Annotated in this window: 14 protein-coding genes and 2 tRNA genes; 8 read left to right on the plus strand and 8 right to left on the minus strand. The window is 58.8% G+C overall.

Annotated features, from left to right (window positions below; translation table 11 throughout):
- Nucleotides 1-142: 142 nt before the first annotated feature.
- The 3 genes from AD669_RS08105 to AD669_RS08115 form a co-directional block, all read right to left on the minus strand.
- Nucleotides 143-1,414: an OmpP1/FadL family transporter gene (locus AD669_RS08105; protein ID WP_053118570.1), complete on the minus strand. Its 1,272-nt coding sequence runs from the start codon at nt 1,412-1,414 to the stop codon at nt 143-145.
- A 146-nt stretch (nt 1,415-1,560) separates the two neighbouring features.
- Nucleotides 1,561-2,043 (minus strand): hypothetical protein, encoded by a 483-nt coding sequence (locus AD669_RS08110; RefSeq protein WP_053118572.1) that lies wholly within the window; start codon nt 2,041-2,043, stop codon nt 1,561-1,563.
- Nucleotides 2,044-2,317: 274 nt separating this feature from the next.
- Complete coding sequence (locus AD669_RS08115) at nt 2,318-2,542, minus strand: hypothetical protein (RefSeq protein ID WP_003214941.1); 225 nt, start codon at nt 2,540-2,542, stop codon at nt 2,318-2,320.
- A 964-nt stretch (nt 2,543-3,506) separates the two neighbouring features.
- Here AD669_RS08115 and AD669_RS08120 point away from each other — a divergent pair.
- Nucleotides 3,507-3,830 (plus strand): hypothetical protein, encoded by a 324-nt coding sequence (locus tag AD669_RS08120; RefSeq protein ID WP_082341407.1) that lies wholly within the window; start codon nt 3,507-3,509, stop codon nt 3,828-3,830.
- A gap of 175 nt (nt 3,831-4,005) precedes the next feature.
- Nucleotides 4,006-5,370, plus strand: coding sequence for a DNA recombination protein RmuC (rmuC, locus tag AD669_RS08125; RefSeq protein ID WP_172680092.1), 1,365 nt, complete (start codon nt 4,006-4,008; stop codon nt 5,368-5,370).
- A gap of 112 nt (nt 5,371-5,482) precedes the next feature.
- Here the strand turns inward: rmuC and AD669_RS08130 are convergent, their stop codons facing one another.
- Both AD669_RS08130 and AD669_RS08135 read right to left on the minus strand, forming a co-directional pair.
- Entirely contained in the window at nt 5,483-8,953 is a 3,471-nt protein-coding gene (locus AD669_RS08130; protein WP_053118578.1) for a PAS domain-containing hybrid sensor histidine kinase/response regulator, read from the minus strand.
- 253 nt (nt 8,954-9,206) lie between these two features.
- On the minus strand, nt 9,207-9,749 hold the full coding sequence (locus AD669_RS08135; protein WP_053118581.1) for a TetR/AcrR family transcriptional regulator: 543 nt from the start codon (nt 9,747-9,749) through the stop codon (nt 9,207-9,209).
- Between the two features lie 91 nt (nt 9,750-9,840).
- On the opposite strand from AD669_RS08135, the gene AD669_RS08140 reads away from it, so the two are divergent.
- The 4 genes from AD669_RS08140 (at nt 9,841) to AD669_RS08155 (ending at nt 14,625) form a co-directional block, all read left to right on the plus strand.
- Nucleotides 9,841-11,040, plus strand: a complete 1,200-nt coding sequence (locus AD669_RS08140; RefSeq protein WP_371262365.1) for an MFS transporter — start codon at nt 9,841-9,843, stop codon at nt 11,038-11,040.
- A gap of 44 nt (nt 11,041-11,084) precedes the next feature.
- Nucleotides 11,085-11,396, plus strand: a complete 312-nt coding sequence (locus tag AD669_RS08145) for a cupin domain-containing protein (RefSeq protein ID WP_053118583.1) — start codon at nt 11,085-11,087, stop codon at nt 11,394-11,396.
- Between the two features lie 105 nt (nt 11,397-11,501).
- Complete coding sequence (locus AD669_RS08150; RefSeq protein WP_053118585.1) at nt 11,502-12,653, plus strand: TDT family transporter; 1,152 nt, start codon at nt 11,502-11,504, stop codon at nt 12,651-12,653.
- 97 nt (nt 12,654-12,750) lie between these two features.
- Nucleotides 12,751-14,625, plus strand: a complete 1,875-nt coding sequence (locus tag AD669_RS08155) for an MFS transporter (protein WP_053118590.1) — start codon at nt 12,751-12,753, stop codon at nt 14,623-14,625.
- Nucleotides 14,626-14,739: 114 nt separating this feature from the next.
- Here the strand turns inward: AD669_RS08155 and sugE are convergent, their stop codons facing one another.
- The 3 genes from sugE to rdgC form a co-directional block, all read right to left on the minus strand.
- A complete protein-coding gene (gene sugE / locus AD669_RS08160) occupies nt 14,740-15,054 on the minus strand; it encodes a quaternary ammonium compound efflux SMR transporter SugE (RefSeq protein ID WP_008077894.1) in 315 nt (104 codons plus the stop codon).
- 118 nt (nt 15,055-15,172) lie between these two features.
- Nucleotides 15,173-16,138 (minus strand): bile acid:sodium symporter family protein, encoded by a 966-nt coding sequence (locus AD669_RS08165; RefSeq protein WP_053118592.1) that lies wholly within the window; start codon nt 16,136-16,138, stop codon nt 15,173-15,175.
- Nucleotides 16,139-16,285: 147 nt separating this feature from the next.
- Nucleotides 16,286-17,206, minus strand: coding sequence for a recombination-associated protein RdgC (gene rdgC / locus AD669_RS08170; protein ID WP_053118594.1), 921 nt, complete (start codon nt 17,204-17,206; stop codon nt 16,286-16,288).
- Between the two features lie 159 nt (nt 17,207-17,365).
- On the opposite strand from rdgC, the gene AD669_RS08175 reads away from it, so the two are divergent.
- Nucleotides 17,366-17,441: transfer RNA gene (locus AD669_RS08175), tRNA-Val, on the plus strand.
- A 19-nt stretch (nt 17,442-17,460) separates the two neighbouring features.
- Nucleotides 17,461-17,537: transfer RNA gene (locus AD669_RS08180), tRNA-Asp, on the plus strand.
- Nucleotides 17,538-17,587 lie beyond the last annotated feature (50 nt).

Genomic DNA, 17,587 nt, shown 5'->3' on the forward strand with positions numbered 1-17,587 from the left:
TTTGATCTTAAAGGTCAAAATCAAAAGATCGCAGCGTGCCGCAGCTCCTACAAAGTTTTGCTCGCATGCACAAAAAAGCCCCGCTTTCTGCAAAGAGAGCGGGGCTTTTCAGTGGGCGAGGGGTTAACCCCGCCCGGCAGCATCAGAAGCGATAAGTCGCGCCAACACCGAAACCGTTTGCCGAGTTTTCATACTTGGCGTCGTAGGTCTGGCCACGATCGTTTTCGTTGCGGATCTTGATCGACTCTTCTTTCAGATAAGAGTAGGCCACGTCGATGGTCAGGTCTTCGGTCGGGCTCCAGCCAGCACCGATGCTGAAAATCGTACGGTCGCCAGTCGGAATACGTGGCGAACGGTCGACGTTGTTGGTCGGCGACTGGTCGAAGGTCAGACCGGTGCGCAGTACCCATTCCTTGTTCAACTGGTACGAAGTACCCACGGCGTAAGCCCAGGAGTCGTGCCAGTTCTGGTCTTCGGTGATTTCGCCGAACTGACCGGCCAGTGCAGGCTGCACGCCCGAGTTCTCGACGGTGATTTTCTTCAACTGGCTCCAGCGGGTGAAGGTCGAACCGGCGTAGACATTCCACTGATCGTTGATCGCCTGGGTCACCGAGAAGTCCAGGGATTCAGGCGTAGTGATCTTCAGCGAAGCGTCGTACTTCTGGTTCGGGTTCGCGCCGATCAGGCCGAGCACACCGTAGTTGACCTTGGTGTTGCCTTCGAGCTTGTAGTCGACTTTCGAGTGGTAGGTCATGCCCAGGCGCGTAGTGTCGGTGGCTTGAACCAGCACGCCGATGTTGTAGCCCAGTGCGGTGTCGTCACCCTTGATCTTGACCTTGCCATCTGGCGCGGCCTGAGTGATCGACAGGTTGGATTCCAGCGAGCCGTCGATACGGTTGATGGTCGGACCGAAGCCGATCGACACCACGTCGTTGAACTTGTAGCTCACGGTTGGCTGGAAGGTGATGACTTGTACTTCGGACTTGCTGCCGAAGTAACGGCCGGCAAAGCCGTTTTCGTAATCGGTGATCAGGCCGAACGGCACGTAAACGCCGAGGCCGAATGCCCAATGATCATCGATTGGTTTGACGTAGAAGCCCATAGGTACGGAGGTGAAGGGCACCATGTCGCCTTTGTTGCTGCCGCCGTTAGGGCTGGAGCTGGCGTCGCTGATATCGGTTTTTGCGTCGAGAAATGCAACACCGCCAGTGACTTGTTCGCGCGTGAGGCGCGACATGCCGGCAGGGTTGCCATAAACAGTGCTTGCGTCGTCGGCAGAAGAAGATCGCCCGGCGTACCCAGTCCCCATCCCGCTGATGCTGTGTTCGTTGATGGCAAAGCCAGCTGCGAAAATCTGGGTGGATGCCATGGTAACGGCGAGGCTAAGGGTGGTTTTGAGCATTACTTTTTTCATTATTAGAACTCCTGGTGATCACCGGGGCGAAAATTACCAACATTTTCGCTCCGGCGCTATAGTCCGTATGCCTTGAGTTAGAGCGGTTTTGTAGGACAATCCGACCAGATTCGCGACCCGTTGCACGATCTTGCGAAACCGGTGGGTCAACAAGCGACCTGATTCATCGGTGAAACACAGGTCTGCCAGGCGTAGGTGAAATCGCGCAGACGACCCTGAGGCTGAAACGTCTGACGCCAGATACGCGCCATTCCGAGCAAATCAGCCGGGTCGGGGAGGGTGGGGTTTTGTTCTTCTACCAGCAGCCAGGCGATGGCGGTGGCGTAACGCAGATTAACGGTTAATTCCAGGTGTGGGCCACTGAGAAAAGCGTGTTGACTGGCGAGGCCACGAACCAGGCTTGCGCGCTCGGGATCGAGTGCCAGGTAATCATCCCAAAGGGCTTGATGACGATGCTCGGCAATGCGGTAGAGGCCGTGGCCACGGCGGTCATGCAGGGCAGAACCCAGGGCTGACTGACTGGCGGCGATGCCCAGCAACAGGGCTTCGGCAGTTGCGCAGTGGCGTCCCAGGTAGATCAACGTAGGACGGATCACATAGCGGCACAGTTCGCTGGCAGCGATACCCATAAATCCCTCGGTTCTTGTTATTGATGGCGAGTCCTGAAGGGGGGCTTGGCAGCAGTGGATCGGTTCAGGCTCGCCGCAAGCGGATCACGCCGCTTGAGTTGAAGTGTAGTGTCATATTCGCGACGTAAAGGCCTGTTTTTAAAATATTTCCGGCTGCGCGGAATATTCGTTATATCCGATGGTGCTTAGCCGCTGAGGGGTAAAAGCGAAACATCGGGCAATAAAAAGCCCCGCATTTTGTGCGGGGCTTTTGCTTTTGCAGCCTTTTCGGCTTTCAGGCAACCAGTGCCTGACGGGTACGATCAATCACGGCCTGCAGCGGTTCAGCGCTGGAGTACTGATCGGGGTACAGACGCTCGCTGTGGCGGGCGATACCGTGTTCGTTGACCAGTGTGAAGCTGAAGCAGCCTTTGCGAGCGGCCATGATCAGGCAGTTCATCGGAGCAAAAGCGTTGGTTAGGGTGCGAATGGCATCCTGAGTATGGATTTGAGTAGACATAGTTATTAGGTGTTCCTACAAATGACACGGATAAGAACCGTGCAACGTTAAAACGTTCCAGTGACGACGACCACCATTGGTCGAACGAAGAACCCGACTGGAACAAAGCAGCCAGTTTGAAGCGCTGATAAGTTGGCGCGCTTGGGCTGGCAGGTAGGTACTTAGGAGGGCAGGCAACACATCAAGGGCAAAGGTTCTGGGCCCGGGGTGAAGATCCTGATCAATTTGCAGGTTGGTTCGGTCAGAGTAAGTGGCCTTCGCAACACCCTTTGCATCATTCAAAGGCTGTGTTGTCGCAAGATTTACCTGGAAACCATCGAGGGGTCGCTCCCGCTTTTTTCGGCGATTGGCTTCTTGGTAGAAGGTTGACCGTGGGGATGTGTTCGACCGGAATTGACTTTCAGCTTGGTACTAACGCCGCGGATACTAACGGATCGAAAAGTACAAAGCAAACCCCATGCTAAAAAAGATTGCAGGCGGCTACGGATTCTGCTTGCCGATTCGGCGGATCGCCCCGTATTGGCCCACATTAAGACCGTCGGTCGGTGAAACAATTTTCATCAAGCGCCGCGCCAGACAGCCTTATCCCCAGGCAAGGGTGGAAAACGACCCGAAAAAGCGCACCCCTATAACCGGGTAACAGGTACTTGTGCACATTAGTTGCGCAGGCTGTCACAGCACTGTCACATCAATCCTGACCCCGATGGCTGCCTGCATCGAAAGTTTAAGTCAATGAAAAACATCGGTTTTTTTTGTTGGTGAAAAAATCGTCAGTTTGACTGCGAGCCCCATTCCACAAGGGTTTGCGAGGGTTCAAGGGCGGTTGTCCACTGAGTTATCCACAGCTTCTGTGGATTGTCCCGAGCGCTTGCTCTAGCACGGGCGTGCCGGGTTTTTTTCGGACTTTACCTGTAAGAAAAAGAGAGTAGAGTGGCGCGCCTTCCGATCTGTCCCACAGTGCTTTATGAAGTTTCGCTCAGTATCAGACTCTGTTACCTCAGAACCCCCTCGTGTTACCCCGCCCAAGCGATTTTCTGTGCGCGTGGCCGAATGGCTGCTCGACAGCCCGCGCCTGAGCGACAGCCACAACGCCAAACACCTTGCCGGTCGCCTGCTCAAGCAGCCTGCGCGGGAAGGCGTGGTCGCTGCGCAAAGCCGTCTCGGCCAATTGATGTGCCGTGAGTGCGGTAACGCCCGCGACCGCCGCATTGGCCAGGATCTGCTGCGTTCGGCTGCCCGTGCCGGCGACCGGCGTGCGCAGCAGGAACTCGGTCTCATCGAAGACTGAGCTGTCCAAGACCTGACACCTTGGTTAACCTTCAGGCTTTATTGGATGGGCAGGAATCTCTATGGCGATGGACTTGACCAGCGTATTGCTCGGTCTCGCGGCAGCGGGGTTGCCATTGCTGGCGCTGGCCTGGCAACTGCAGCGCCGGGCGAGCAACGGCCAAGCCGACGTGGCCCTGCTCGAAGAGCGGCTGGCCATGGCGCAACTGGCGCAGGACGGCCTCAACGCTCAGCTTGAGGCGAGCCGCGATGAAGTCGCTGATCTGGGCCAGGCCAACGCCGCGAAAAAGGCGGAACTGGCGGCCCTGCGCCGTGAAGTCGAGCTGCTGCAGATCGAGCGCGACGACGCCCGCGACGCCTCCCACGCCTGGAATATTGAACGTGCCAGCAAAGAAGCCGAACTGCGCCGTCTCGACGCGCAAGCCGCTTCGTTGAACGCCGAGCTGCGTGAGCAACAGGAAAGCCATCAGCAACGCCTCAGCGACCTGCAAGGCTCGCGTGATGAGCTGCGCGCGCAGTTCGCCGAACTGGCCGGCAAGATCTTCGATGAGCGCGAGCAGCGTTTCGCCGAAACCAGCCAGCAGCGCCTCGGCCAGTTGCTCGATCCGCTGAAAGAACGCATCCAATCCTTCGAAAAACGTGTGGAAGAAAGCTATCAGGCTGAAGCCCGCGAGCGCTTTTCGCTGGCCAAGGAGCTGGAGCGTTTGCAAGCGCTCAACCTGCGTCTGAGCGACGAAGCGACCAACCTGACTCGTGCCCTCAAGGGCCAGAAAACCCAAGGCAATTGGGGCGAGCTGATTCTCGAACGCGTGCTCGAACACGCCGGTCTGGAGAAGGGCCGCGAGTATCAGACACAGGTCAATTTGAAGGGCCCGGACGGCGAGCGTTTCCAGCCCGACGTGGTGATTTATCTGCCGGGCGACAAGCAGGTGGTGGTCGACTCGAAAGTCAGTCTGACCGCGTATCAGCAATACGTCGCCGCCGAAGACGACACCCTCGGCCAGATCGCGATCAAGCAGCACGTACTGTCCCTGCGCAATCACGTCAAAGGCTTGGCCGGCAAGGATTACAAGCGTCTGGAAGGCCTGCACAGTCTCGATTTTGTTTTGCTGTTCGTGCCGATCGAAGCAGCGTTCTCGGCGGCGTTGCAGGCTGAGCCGTCGCTGTTTCAAGAGGCGTTCGACCGCAACATCGTGATCGTCAGCCCAACTACCTTATTGGCGACATTGCGGGTCATCGACAGTCTGTGGAAGCAGGAGCGCCAGAGCCAGAACGCCCGGGAAATCGCCGAGCGTGCCGGATGGCTGTACGACAAGTTCGTGCTGTTCATTCAGGATCTGGACGAGGTCGGCAATCGTCTGCAACAACTGGACAAAGCCTACAGCTCAGCGCGCAACAAACTGACAGAAGGGCGCGGCAATCTGGTCAGCCGCAGTGAGCAGCTCAAACTGCTCGGGGCACGGGCGAGCAAGAGCTTGCCGGCGGATCTGCTGGAGCGGGCGATGACTGATGTTGATGGGTTGGTTGAGTTGCCGGAATAAAGATCAAAAGATCGCAGCCTTCGGCAGCTCCTACAGGGGATTTTTGTCGAACACAAAAATGTGGTCTGACACCGAACCTGTAGGAGCTGCCGCAGGCTGCGATCTTTTGCTTTTAGAGCGGCACATACCGACTCAACAACGCCCGCAACGCCGCCGGTTTCACCGGTTTCGCCAGATAATCCAGACCCGCCGCATGCACCTGCGCCACCGTCTCCGGCCGCCCATCCGCACTGATCACCACTCCCGGCACCGGCTCGCCCAACGTCGTGCGCAACCACGCCATCAACTCTGTCCCGGTGTCGCCGTGATCGAGGTGGTAATCCACCAATGCCAGTTGCGGCCGCACGCCATCCTTAAGCAACGCCGCACATTCCTCACGATTGCGCGCCGTCCACACCTGACAACCCCAGCGGCTGAGCAAACTGTTCATGCCAATCAAAATGCTGTCTTCATTGTCGATACACAGCACCTGCGCGCCGCCCAGCAACTTGCCGTTCAACTCGACGGCGGCGCTGGCCGGCACGGTTTGCGTCGGGGCCAATGGCACGCTGACGCTGAACACACTGCCGCGCCCCGGCCACGAACGCACGCGCAACGTATGGCCGAGCACGCGGCACAAGCCATCGGCAATCGCCAAGCCAAGCCCCAAGCCTTTTTCGGCGCGGGTCTGATGGCTGTCGAGGCGTTTGAATTCTTCGAAAATCACCTGCAGCTTGTCCTCCGGAATCCCCGGCCCGCGATCCCACACTTCCAGCGACAATTCTGCCCCGCGCCGACGCACCCCGAGCAGCACCGGGCCCTTGGCGTAGCGGAATGCATTGGTGAGGAAGTTCTGCAAAATCCGCCGCAGCAATTTGCTGTCGCTGTCGATGCGCAGATGACTGCCACGCACGCGGAAGGTCAGGCCTTGTTCTTGCGCCAATGCCTTGAATTCGGCGCCGAGAATATCGAACAGCTCATTGAGCGCAAACGGCTTGCGATCCGGGTTGATCTTGCCGTTTTCCAGGCGCGAGATATCCAGCAGATCGCTGATCAAGTCTTCGGCTGAACGCAGCGAACTGTCGAGGTGCTGCACCAGTTTCTGCGCCTCGCTGCTCAAGCCATCGTCCTGGTGGGAGAGGGCGGCGGAGAATAGGCGGGCGGCGTTCAACGGTTGCATCAAGTCATGGCTGACCGCCGCGAGGAAGCGGGTTTTCGACTGGTTCGCTGCCTCGGCGGTGCCCTTGGCTTCGGTCAGCGCGACGTTGAGTTGCGACAGTTCCTGCGTACGCTCGCTGACCCGTTGCTCCAGCCCCTCGTTGGCCTCGGTCAGCGCCTGCTCGGCTTCGCGGAACGCAGTAATGTCGGTGAAACTCATGACGAAACCGCCGCCCGGCATCGGGTTGCCGATCAGTTCGATCACCCGACCGTTGGGGAACAGCCGCTCGGAGGTGTGCGCACGGCCCTGACGCATCCAGTGCAAACGGCGGGCAACGTGTACTTCGGCTTCGCCGGGGCCGCACAAGCCGCGCTCGGCGTTGTAGCGAATGATGTCGGCAATCGGCCGGCCAACGCTGATCAAACCGTCGGGATAGTTGAACAGCTCCAGATAACGGCGATTCCACGCCACCAGTTTCAGCGACTGGTCGACCACGCTGATGCCTTGGGTGATGTTCTCGATCGCGCCTTGCAGCAGGGCGCGGTTGAACTGCAACACTTCCGACGCTTCGTCAGCGATCCGGACTACGTCCTCCAGCTGCATTTCCCGACCTTCGATGGCGGCTTTTACCACGGCGCGCGTCGAAGAAGCGCCAAGCACACCGGCCAACAAGCGCTCGGTGTGGGCGATCCATTCGCCATCGGCGTTCTGGTTCGGGTTGAAGCCTTTGCCCTGACGGTAAGCGAAACGAATAAAGCTCTGTCGCGCGCGTTCTTCACCGACAAACCGCGCCGCCAGTTGCAGCAAATCGTCGATCTGCACCGCCAACATTGAGCGGGCACTTGGCCGTGCGCTGATCTCCTGACCGATGAAACGCCCGGCCTGCCAGTGTTCCGATACCCGCGTGCGCGACAGCACCGAGACCCACGCGAACAGGGTGAAGTTACCGGCCAGCGACAGCACCACGCCTTGTGTCAGTGGGGTGATTGGCAAATTCAGCGGATTGCTGTGCAACCACGCCAGTCCCGGAAAACTGCTCAGGGACAAGCCCAGGCTGTGCGCGGCAATCGGCAGAATCAGCGTGTAAAACCACAGGAAAGTACCGGCGGCGAGACCGGCGAAAACCCCGCGCCGGTTGGCCTGTTTCCAGTACAGCGCGCCCAACATGGCCGGGGCCAATTGGGTGACAGCGGCGAAGGCAATCTGGCCGATGGTTGCCAGACTCGCAGTCGAACCGAGCAGGCGATAGCTGACATACGCCAGCAACAGAATCACCACGATGCTGACGCGGCGCACCGAGAGCATCCACTGGCGGAACACTTCGAACGGGCGCTCGGCGTTATTTCGGCGCAGCAACCACGGCAACAGCATGTCGTTGGAGACCATGGTCGACAACGCTACGCTGGCGACAATCACCATGCCGGTCGCCGCCGACGCGCCGCCGATGAACGCCAGCAGCGCCAGCGCCGGATGGGCTTGAGCGAGCGGCAAACTGATCACGAATGAGTCGGGGAGTACGTCGCTCGGTAACAACATCTGACCGGCGAGGGCGATCGGGACTACAAACAGCGCGGCCAGTGCGAGGTAGGCCGGGAACACCCATTTGGCCAGACGCAGATCTTGCGGGTCGATGTTCTCGACTACGGTGACGTGAAACTGCCGGGGCAGGCAGATGATCGCCATCATCGCCACGCCGGTCTGCACCACCATCGACGGCCAGTTAATGGTTTCTTTCCAGTATTCCTCGAGGCGCGGGGCGAGCATTGCCTGGTTGAACAGGTCATCGAAACCGTCGTACAGACCGAAAGTGACGAAGGCGCCGACCGCGAGAAAAGCAAACAGCTTGACCAGCGACTCAAAGGCAATCGCCAACACCATGCCGCGGTGGTGCTCGGTGGCGTCGAGGTTGCGCGTACCGAAGACGATGGTGAACAGCGCCAGCACCAGCGACACGATCAGCGCCGTGTCCTGCGCGCGGGTGCCCATGGCGTCGGCACCGGCGCCGATCAACAGGTTCACGCCGAGGACGATGCCTTTGAGTTGCAGGGCGATGTAGGGGAGGACGCCGACCAGGCAGATCAGCGCGACGACCACCGCCAGCGATTGCGATTTGCCGTAACGCGCGGCGATGAAGTCAGCGATGGAGGTGATGTTCTCCTGTTTGCTGATCATCACCATTTTCTGCAGCACCCACGGCGCGCCGAGCAGCAGCAGAATCGGCCCGAGGTAAATCGGCAGGAATGACCACAGTTGTTCGGCGGCCTGACCGACCGCGCCGAAGAATGTCCAACTGGTGCAATAAACCGCCAGCGACAGGCTGTACACCCAGGCACGCATCCGCGGCGGCAAAGGCGCGCTGCGACGGTCGCCGTAGAAGGCGATGGCGAACATGATAGCCATATAGGCGAGGGCGACGGCGGCGATCAGCCCGGTGGACAACGACATGCAACACTCCCGACAGAGACTCCCCGGCAACCCTGTCCGGGCCAACAGTCTCGCATGAGTGCGGCGGTTAGTCAGTGTCGACCAAGGTCGTGGCGTGGCGGGGTGTCGCAGGGGGGAACCGGCTGGTTCTGCGATGAACTGTAGGAGCTGCGGCACGCTGCGATCTTTTGATCTTTTGATCTTTTGATCTTTTGATCTTTGAAATCAAGATCAAAAGATCGCAGCGTGCCGCAGCTCCTACAGGGGATTGGCGTCAGCGCTGATTCAGTGCGACATCGATCAAATGGTGCAGCTCATCCACTTCAAGCGCCGCCGCCGAAAACAGTATCCGGAACACCACCGGCGCCACCACCAGGTTGATCAACCGATCAACACTCGGCGCGGTTTCATCCGGATGCCGTTCAATGATCGTCTGCAACTGCGCACCAATAATCGTCACGCAATACCCCGGCGTCGCGCTCGCCTGCACGTCGCGCATCATGTTGCGGCCGGGCTCGGAGCTCATCTCGTCGAGATACTGTTCAGCCCACGCACGAATATCGCTGCGCAAACTGCCCGTTGCTGCCGGCTCGCTGTCCGGGCGCATGCGGGCGAGAGCGACGTCTGCGAGCAACGCCGCCAGATCCCCCCAGCGTCGATAAATCGTCGACGGCGTCACCCCCGCGCGTGCGGCGATTTGCGGCACGGTCACGGTCGAGCGCTCCTGCTCTTGCAGGAGCGCGTGGACTGCCGAATGAATCGACTCTTGCACCCGGGCACTGCGGCCGCCGGGGCGTAAACCTTCTTTAATAGCCATGCGGCAGACCTTAACACAAAGAATTTGCTTTAAGCGCGAGGCGGTAGCACACTCCGCAAAAGCAAAAAATTAGCTTTTGCGGAGTGTGCCCATGATTAGCCCCTTGAATAACGTCGTTTCAAACCGCTCCAGCCTGTGGTTTCTGGCGATCACCTTACTCAGTTTTCTCGCCGCTTCCACCGCGCCGACGCCGCTGTATCACCTGTATCAGGATCAAATGCATTTCTCGGCGGTGGTGCTGACGCTGATCTTCGGTGTCTATGCGCTCAGTCTGTTGGCGGCGCTATTAACAGTGGGCTCGCTGTCCGACCATGTGGGACGCAAACCGGTGATCTTCACCGCCGTGCTGCTCAATGCCTTGGCGATGCTGCTGTTTATCTATGCCGACAGCGTCACGTGGCTGATCAGCGCGCGCGTCCTGCAAGGTTTCGCCACCGGCATGGCGACGGCGGTGTTGAGCGCGACGTTGCTCGATACGGATCGCCAGCAAGGGCCGTTGATCAACAGCGTCGCGCCGCTGTTGGGGATGGCGTTGGGTGGTTTGGGTTGTGGATTGCTCGCTGAATTCGCTCCGGCGCCGTTGCAGTTGACCTATTGGTTGCTGCTCGGATTGTTTGTGTTGCAGGGAATTTATGTCTGGCGTCTGCCGGAAAGTGTCTCTCCGCAAGCCGGGGCCTGGGCGTCGTTGAAGCCAACGCTGCACGTGCCGGCTCAGGCGCGTTCAACATTGTGGCGAGTGCTGCCGCTGAACACGGCGACATGGGCGCTTGGTGGTTTTTACGCCTCGCTGGCTCCGTCGTTGGTGCGCACGGCCACCGGTTCAACGTCCAACCTGATCGGCGGCTCGACCGTGGCGGCGTTGACTCTGACCGGTGCGCTGATGATCTTCACCCTGCGCAATCGCAGCGCCAAACAAGCCTTGCGGCTGGGCGCTAGTTTGCTGCCGATCGGTCTGGTGCTGATCTTGCTCGGCGTGCACAGCGCGAGTCTTTCCCTGTTCTTCCTCGGCACGCTGGTCGCCGGTTGTGGGTTTGGCTCGGGTTTCCTCGGCGCAGTGCGCAGCCTGGTGCCGCTGGCATTGCCGCATGAGCGCGCGGGATTGATGTCGGCGTATTACCTGCTCAGCTATCTCGCGTTCTGCCTGCCGGCATTGTTGGCCGGTTATCTGGCTCGCACCTATGGCTTGCTGGCAACCACTGATGGCTACGGCGCGGTACTGATCGTGTTGGCAGTGGGCGCGTTATTGCTCAGCCTGCGCGCCAAAGCGGTCAAGGTGTGCAGCGCTCCCTGAGTTTCGGTTAGCCTTGCTTGGCCATTCTTCTCACGGATCGATTCATGAAGATTATCCGCAGCAAAACCTTTACCGCCGACTGCGCCTGGGGCGCGCTGGACATCGCCAACATGAACGGCATCACCACGCGCCTGCACTGGACGGATCAGCCGTACAAATGGCACGTCAACGATGGCGAAGAAGTATTCGTGGTGCTCGATGGCCAGGTGCAGATGCACTACCGCGAAAATGGCGAAGAAAAACAGGTGCAGCTCGACGTTGGCGACATCTTTTACGCCTCGGTCGGCACCGAGCATGTCGCGCATCCACAAGGCGCGGCGCGGATTCTGGTGATCGAAAGCGAAGGCAGCGTTTGACTGCTTATTGGCAAAGCAGATAACAGTTAGAGATATTACCCGTTATATAGATATTCGATTCGGATCTACCATGAATTCCACCTCACCTGAGGACAGGAGTTCATGATGATTTGCCCCAACAGCGCCAAACCCGGCATCAAGCCATTCAGCCAACTTCAGCATCCGCGTGAAGTGATCCGCCAATTCACACCGAACTGGTTCGCCGCGACCATGGGTACCGGTGTGCTGGCATTGGCGTTGGCGCAACTGCCGGTGGCGATTCCCGCTTTGCACGCCGTGGCCGAAGGGCTGTGGTTGTTCAACATTCTGTTGTTCACGTTGTTCACCCTGGCTTATGCCGCTCGCTGGATTCTGTTCTTCGATGAAGCGCGGCGGATTTTCGGGCATTCCACGGTATCGATGTTCTTCGGCACCATTCCCATGGGCCTGGCGACGATCATTAACGGTTTTTTGGTGTTCGGCCTGCCACGCTGGGGCGACGGGGTAATTCATCTGGCCGAAGTGCTGTGGTGGATCGATGTGGCGATGTCGCTGGCCTGCGGCGTGTTGATTCCGTACATGATGTTTACCCGTCAGGAACACAGCATTGATCAGATGACCGCCGTTTGGCTGTTGCCCGTAGTCGCCGCAGAAGTGGCAGCGGCCAGCGGTGGTTTGCTCGCACCGCATCTGACCGATGCCCACTCGCAACTGGTGGTACTGACCACCAGCTACGTGCTTTGGGCATTTTCCCTACCGGTGGCGTTCAGCATTCTGACAATCCTTCTGCTGCGCATGGCCCTGCACAAACTGCCTCACGAAAACATGGCCGCTTCGAGCTGGCTGGCCCTTGGCCCGATCGGCACCGGTGCGCTGGGCATGTTGCTGTTGGGCGCTGATGCACCGGCGATCTTCGCTGCCAACGGTCTGCCGGGCATCGGCGAAATCGCATCGGGCATTGGCCTGGTCGCCGGCATCACGCTGTGGGGCTTCGGGTTGTGGTGGATGTTGATGGCACTGCTGATCACCGTGCGTTATATGCGTGACGGCATCCCTTTCAATCTTGGCTGGTGGGGCTTCACCTTCCCGTTGGGCGTTTATTCGCTGGCAACGTTGAAGCTGGCGAGCACCTTGAATCTCGGATTTTTCAGCGTGGTTGGCTGTGTGTTGGTGACGTTGCTCGCGATCATGTGGCTGATCGTCGGTAAACGTACCGTGCAAGGCGCGTGGCGCGGCGAGCTGTTTGTTTCACCGTGCATCGCCGGTTTGAAGAAATAACCTGAAATATTTAGCTAAGGTGTGGCCTGGATTGCGGTTTGTGAATCCAATAGACAGTATCCAGACCACCCCCAGCAAAATCAGGGAAACACGGAAGATGAGTCACTCCTCACAGTTCAACCTGCTGCGCACGCGACGCTTTTTACCGTTCTTCATCACGCAATCGCTCGGCGCGTTTAACGACAACGTGTTTAAACAGTCGTTGATCCTCGCCATTCTCTATCGGCTGACCATCGAAGGTGACCGCTCGATCTGGGTCAACCTCTGCGCGCTGCTGTTTATTCTGCCGTTCTTTCTGTTCTCGGCGCTGGCCGGGCAGTTTGGCGAAAAATTCGCCAAGGACGCGTTGATCCGTCTGATCAAACTGGCGGAAATCGCCATCATGGCGGTGGGATCCGTCGGATTCTTGTTCGATCAGCTGTCGCTGATGCTGGTGGCGTTGTTCGCCATGGGCACGCACTCGGCGCTGTTCGGGCCGGTGAAGTATTCGATCCTGCCGCAGGCATTGCGCGAGGATGAACTGGTCGGCGGCAATGGCCTGGTGGAGATGGGCACGTTTCTGGCGATCCTGGCCGGCACCATCGGCGCCGGGGTCATCATGTCTTCGACGCACTACGCGCCACTGGTGTCCGGCGCCATCGTTGGCATTGCCGTGCTGGGTTATCTCGCCAGCCGCAGCATTCCACGGGCGGCGGCGTCCTCGCCGGAAATGCGCCTGAACTGGAATATCTTCAGCCAATCGTGGGCGACGCTGAAACTCGGCTTGGGCCAGACCCCAGCGGTGTCGCGTTCGATCGTAGGCAATTCGTGGTTCTGGTTTGTCGGGGCGATTTATCTGACGCAGATTCCGGCGTATGCCAAGGAATGGATGCACGGCGATGAAACCGTGGTCACCTTGATTCTGACGGTGTTCTCGGTGGGGATCGCCCTCGGTTCAATGCTCTGCGAGAAGCTTTCCGGGCGTAAAGTCGAGATCGGTCTGGTGCCGTTCGGCTCATTTGGTCTGACCGTGTTCGGGCTGCTGCTGTGGTGGCATTCCGGTGGAATCCCGGACAGCGTCACTGGCCATAGCTGGGTTGAAGTGCTGGGCTTTGTGCACACGTGGGCGGTGTTGATCGACATTCTCGGTCTGGGCATTTTCGGCGGCTTCTATATCGTTCCGCTGTACGCGTTGATCCAGTCGCGCACCGCCGAGAACGAGCGCGCGCGGGTAATCGCAGCGAACAACATTCTCAACGCACTGTTTATGGTGGTCTCGGCCATCGTCTCTATCGTGTTGTTGAGCGTGGTCAAACTGTCGATTCCGCAGCTGTTCTTGGTGGTGTCGCTGCTGAACATCGGCGTCAACGCCTACATCTTCAAAATCGTCCCCGAGTTCAGTATGCGTTTCATGATCTGGCTGCTCAGCCATTCCATGTACCGCGTCGAACATCGCAACCTTGAGGCGATTCCTGATGAGGGCGCGGCGTTGTTGGTGTGTAACCACGTGTCGTTCGTCGATGCCTTGCTGATTGGCGGCGCAGTGCGTAGGCCGATTCGCTTTGTCATGTACTACAAAATCTACAACTTGCCGGTGCTGAACTTTATCTTCCGCACGGCGGGAGCCATTCCTATCGCTGGGCGGCAGGAAGATATCCAGATCTATGAGAAGGCCTTCACGCGGATTGCGCAATATCTGAAGGAAGGCGAATTGGTGTGCATCTTCCCGGAAGGCAAATTGACTGCTGATGGCGAGATGAATGAATTCAGGGGCGGGCTGACGCGGATTCTAGAGGAGACGCCGGTACCGGTGATTCCGCTGGCGTTGCAGGGGTTGTGGGGGAGCTTCTTCAGTCGCGATCCGAACAAGGGTTTTTTTCACCGGTTGTGGTCGCGGGTGACATTGGTGGCGGGTTCGGCGGTGGATGTTGGTGCGGCTGAGCCGGCGAAGTTGCAGGTGTTGGTGGGGGAGTTGCGTGGGGCGGTTAAATAATTAGTGATTTTTAGGGCCTCTTCGCGAGCAAGCCCGCTCCCACAGTTGACCGTATTCCCATGATGGAACGCGGTCGAATGTGGGAGCGGGCTTGCTCGCGAAAGCGGTAGAGGCCTAAGCGCTGACCTTAAGCCCTATCAGGCCAGTGATGATCAACGCCACACTCGCCAGCCGAATCAACGCCATCGATTCGCCAAACAGTATGATCCCGGCAATCACTGTGCCCACAGCACCGACCCCAGTCCAGATCGCATACGCCGTGCCCAACGGCAATTCCTTCATCGCAAGGCCGAGCAGGCCTAGGCTGATGGCCATGGCCGCAACGGTCAGCGCAGTAGGAAGTGGACGGCTGAAGCCATCGGTGTATTTCAGGCCAACGGCCCAGCCGACTTCGAACAGGCCGGCGAAAAACAGAATGATCCAGGACATGAGAGACCTCCATCGATTGACGGGGTCGTCCCCAGATTAATGACTCGATCGAGCCGCGAGGTCGTCCTCGCGTTGCGCGATAGTTTGACGAGCATTAACCCGGGGATCAAGTTTCAGCTCAGTCGGCAGCCTGTTGCGCCAGCGCCTCGCGATCTTCCTTTTCGCTCATGCGGCGGAAGTAGGTCGACAGCAGCGCACCGGAAATATTGTGCCAGACACTGAACAACGCGCTCGGCACTGCCGCCAGTGGCGAGAAGTGCGCACTGGCCAACGCAGCGCCCAATCCCGAGTTCTGCATGCCGACTTCCAGCGCCAGCGATTTGCGCTGAGCCAACGGCAGCTTGAACAGGCGACCGGTGAAGTAACCCAGCAGATAACCGAAGCTGTTGTGCAGCATCACCACGGCCATGATCAGCAGACCGGATTCGGCAATTTTTGCCTGGCTGGCGGCGACCACGGCAGTGACGATAATCACGATGCTGACCACCGACACCAGCGGCAACACATCCACCGCATGACGAACCTTGTCGCCAAGCAGACGCTGGGCAACCACGCCGAGAATGATCGGCAACAGCACCACTTGCAGGATCGACCAGAACAGCTCCATGAACGACACCGGCAACCACGCCGAAGCCAGCAGCCAGATCAGCGCCGGGGTCAGCAGCGGAGCGAGGAGGGTGGTAACGGCGGCGATGGCTACCGACAACGCCAGATCGCCGCGCGCCAGCCAGGTCATCACGTTGGAGGAGGTGCCGCTTGGGCAGCAACCGACCAGAATCACGCCGACGGCGATTTCCGGCGGCAGGTGAAACACCTGGCAAAGCAACCACGCCACACCGGGCATGATCACGAAATGTGCAACCACGCCCAGCGCCACGCGCCACGGATGGCGGGCAACGGCAGCGAAGTCGTCGAGTTTGAGGGTCAGGCCCATGCCGAACATCACCAGCCCGAGCAACGGCACGATCGCGCCTTTCAGACCGAGGAACCACGCCGGTTGCAGGAACGCGATGACCGCGAAAATCAGAACCCAGTAAGCGAAGGTATTGCCGACAAAGCGGCTGAGTGCAGCCAGTGCGCGCATGGCTTGTTCCTTATTGTTAGTTACACCACAAAACCAAATGTAGGAGTGAGCCTGCTCGCGATGGCGGTCGTTCAGTCAACATTGATGTTGAATGTCAGTCCCTCATCGCGAGCAGGCTCACTCCTACAGTTTGGACATCACAAGGGATCAGATCCCCTGCGGCGTCTCTTCACCACCCAGCGCTTCAACCAGCGCCGGCAGGAAGTCGCCGAAGGTCAGCATCATCAGGGTGAAGCTGGCGTCCAGTTGACCCAGTGCCTCATCGCCACCGTCCTGTTCCGCCTGATCCTGCAACAGGTCTTCGAACTTCAGACGTTTAACAGTCATCTTGTCGTCAAGCATGAACGACAACTTGTCCTGCCACGCCAGCGACAGCTGCGTGACGACTTTGCCGGTGCTCAGGTGCAGCTGGATTTCTTCGCTGGTCAGATCCTGACGTTTGCAACGAACGATGCCGCCGTCTTCGTGGGTGTCGCGCAGTTCGCACTCGTCCAGCACATAGAAGTCGTCGGCAGCTTTCTGCGTGGTGACCCATTCGGTCATGGTCGCGGTTGGCGACATTTTCACGCTCAGCGGACGGACGGGCAGGGTGCCGATCACTTCGCGCAGGGTCGACAGCAAGTCTTCAGCGCGTTTCGGGCTGGCCGAGTTGACCAGGATCAGACCCTGTTTCGGCGCAATGGCGGCGAAGGTCGACGAGCGACGGATAAAGGCGCGCGGCAGGAAGGCCTGGATGATTTCATCCTTGATCTGATCGCGTTCCTTCTTATAGACCTTGCGCATCTGCTCGGCTTCGATCTCTTCGACCTTTTCCTTTACCGCGTCGCGCACGACGCTGCCCGGCAGAATGCGTTCTTCTTTACGCGCGGAAATCAGCAGGAAGTCACCGCTGACGTGCACCAGTGGAGCATCTTCGCCTTTGCCGAACGGCGCGACGAAACCGTAGGTGGTCAACTCCTGGCTTGCACATGGACGCGCCAGTTTGGTGGCCAGTGCAGTTTCCAGCGCCTCGGCATCGACAGGCAGGTCTTGGGTCAGGCGATAGATAAGCAGGTTCTTGAACCACATGGGGTGAGTCTCTCCTTTATACAAAGGGGGGCATTATTGTCCTCGCCGTCTCATAGGCCAACCCTTCTGTAAGCCTTTGGAAGGCCTGAGAAAATTATTTAAAAAAGTGCTTGCCAGAGGTTGGGTCGCTCCGTAGAATGCGCGCCACACCGAAGCGAAGGGTGATTAGCTCAGCTGGGAGAGCGTCTGCCTTACAAGCAGAATGTCGGCGGTTCGATCCCGTCATCACCCACCATTCGTTTCTAGTGTTTAGCGCAGCGGTAGTTCAGTCGGTTAGAATACCGGCCTGTCACGCCGGGGGTCGCGGGTTCGAGTCCCGTCCGCTGCGCCATATTCGGTAACCTGGACCACTGAACGCCAGGTCACCACGGAAGAACCCGC

This window comes from Pseudomonas sp. P1.31, assembly GCF_001269815.1.
Lineage (GTDB): Bacteria > Pseudomonadota > Gammaproteobacteria > Pseudomonadales > Pseudomonadaceae > Aquipseudomonas > Aquipseudomonas rustica.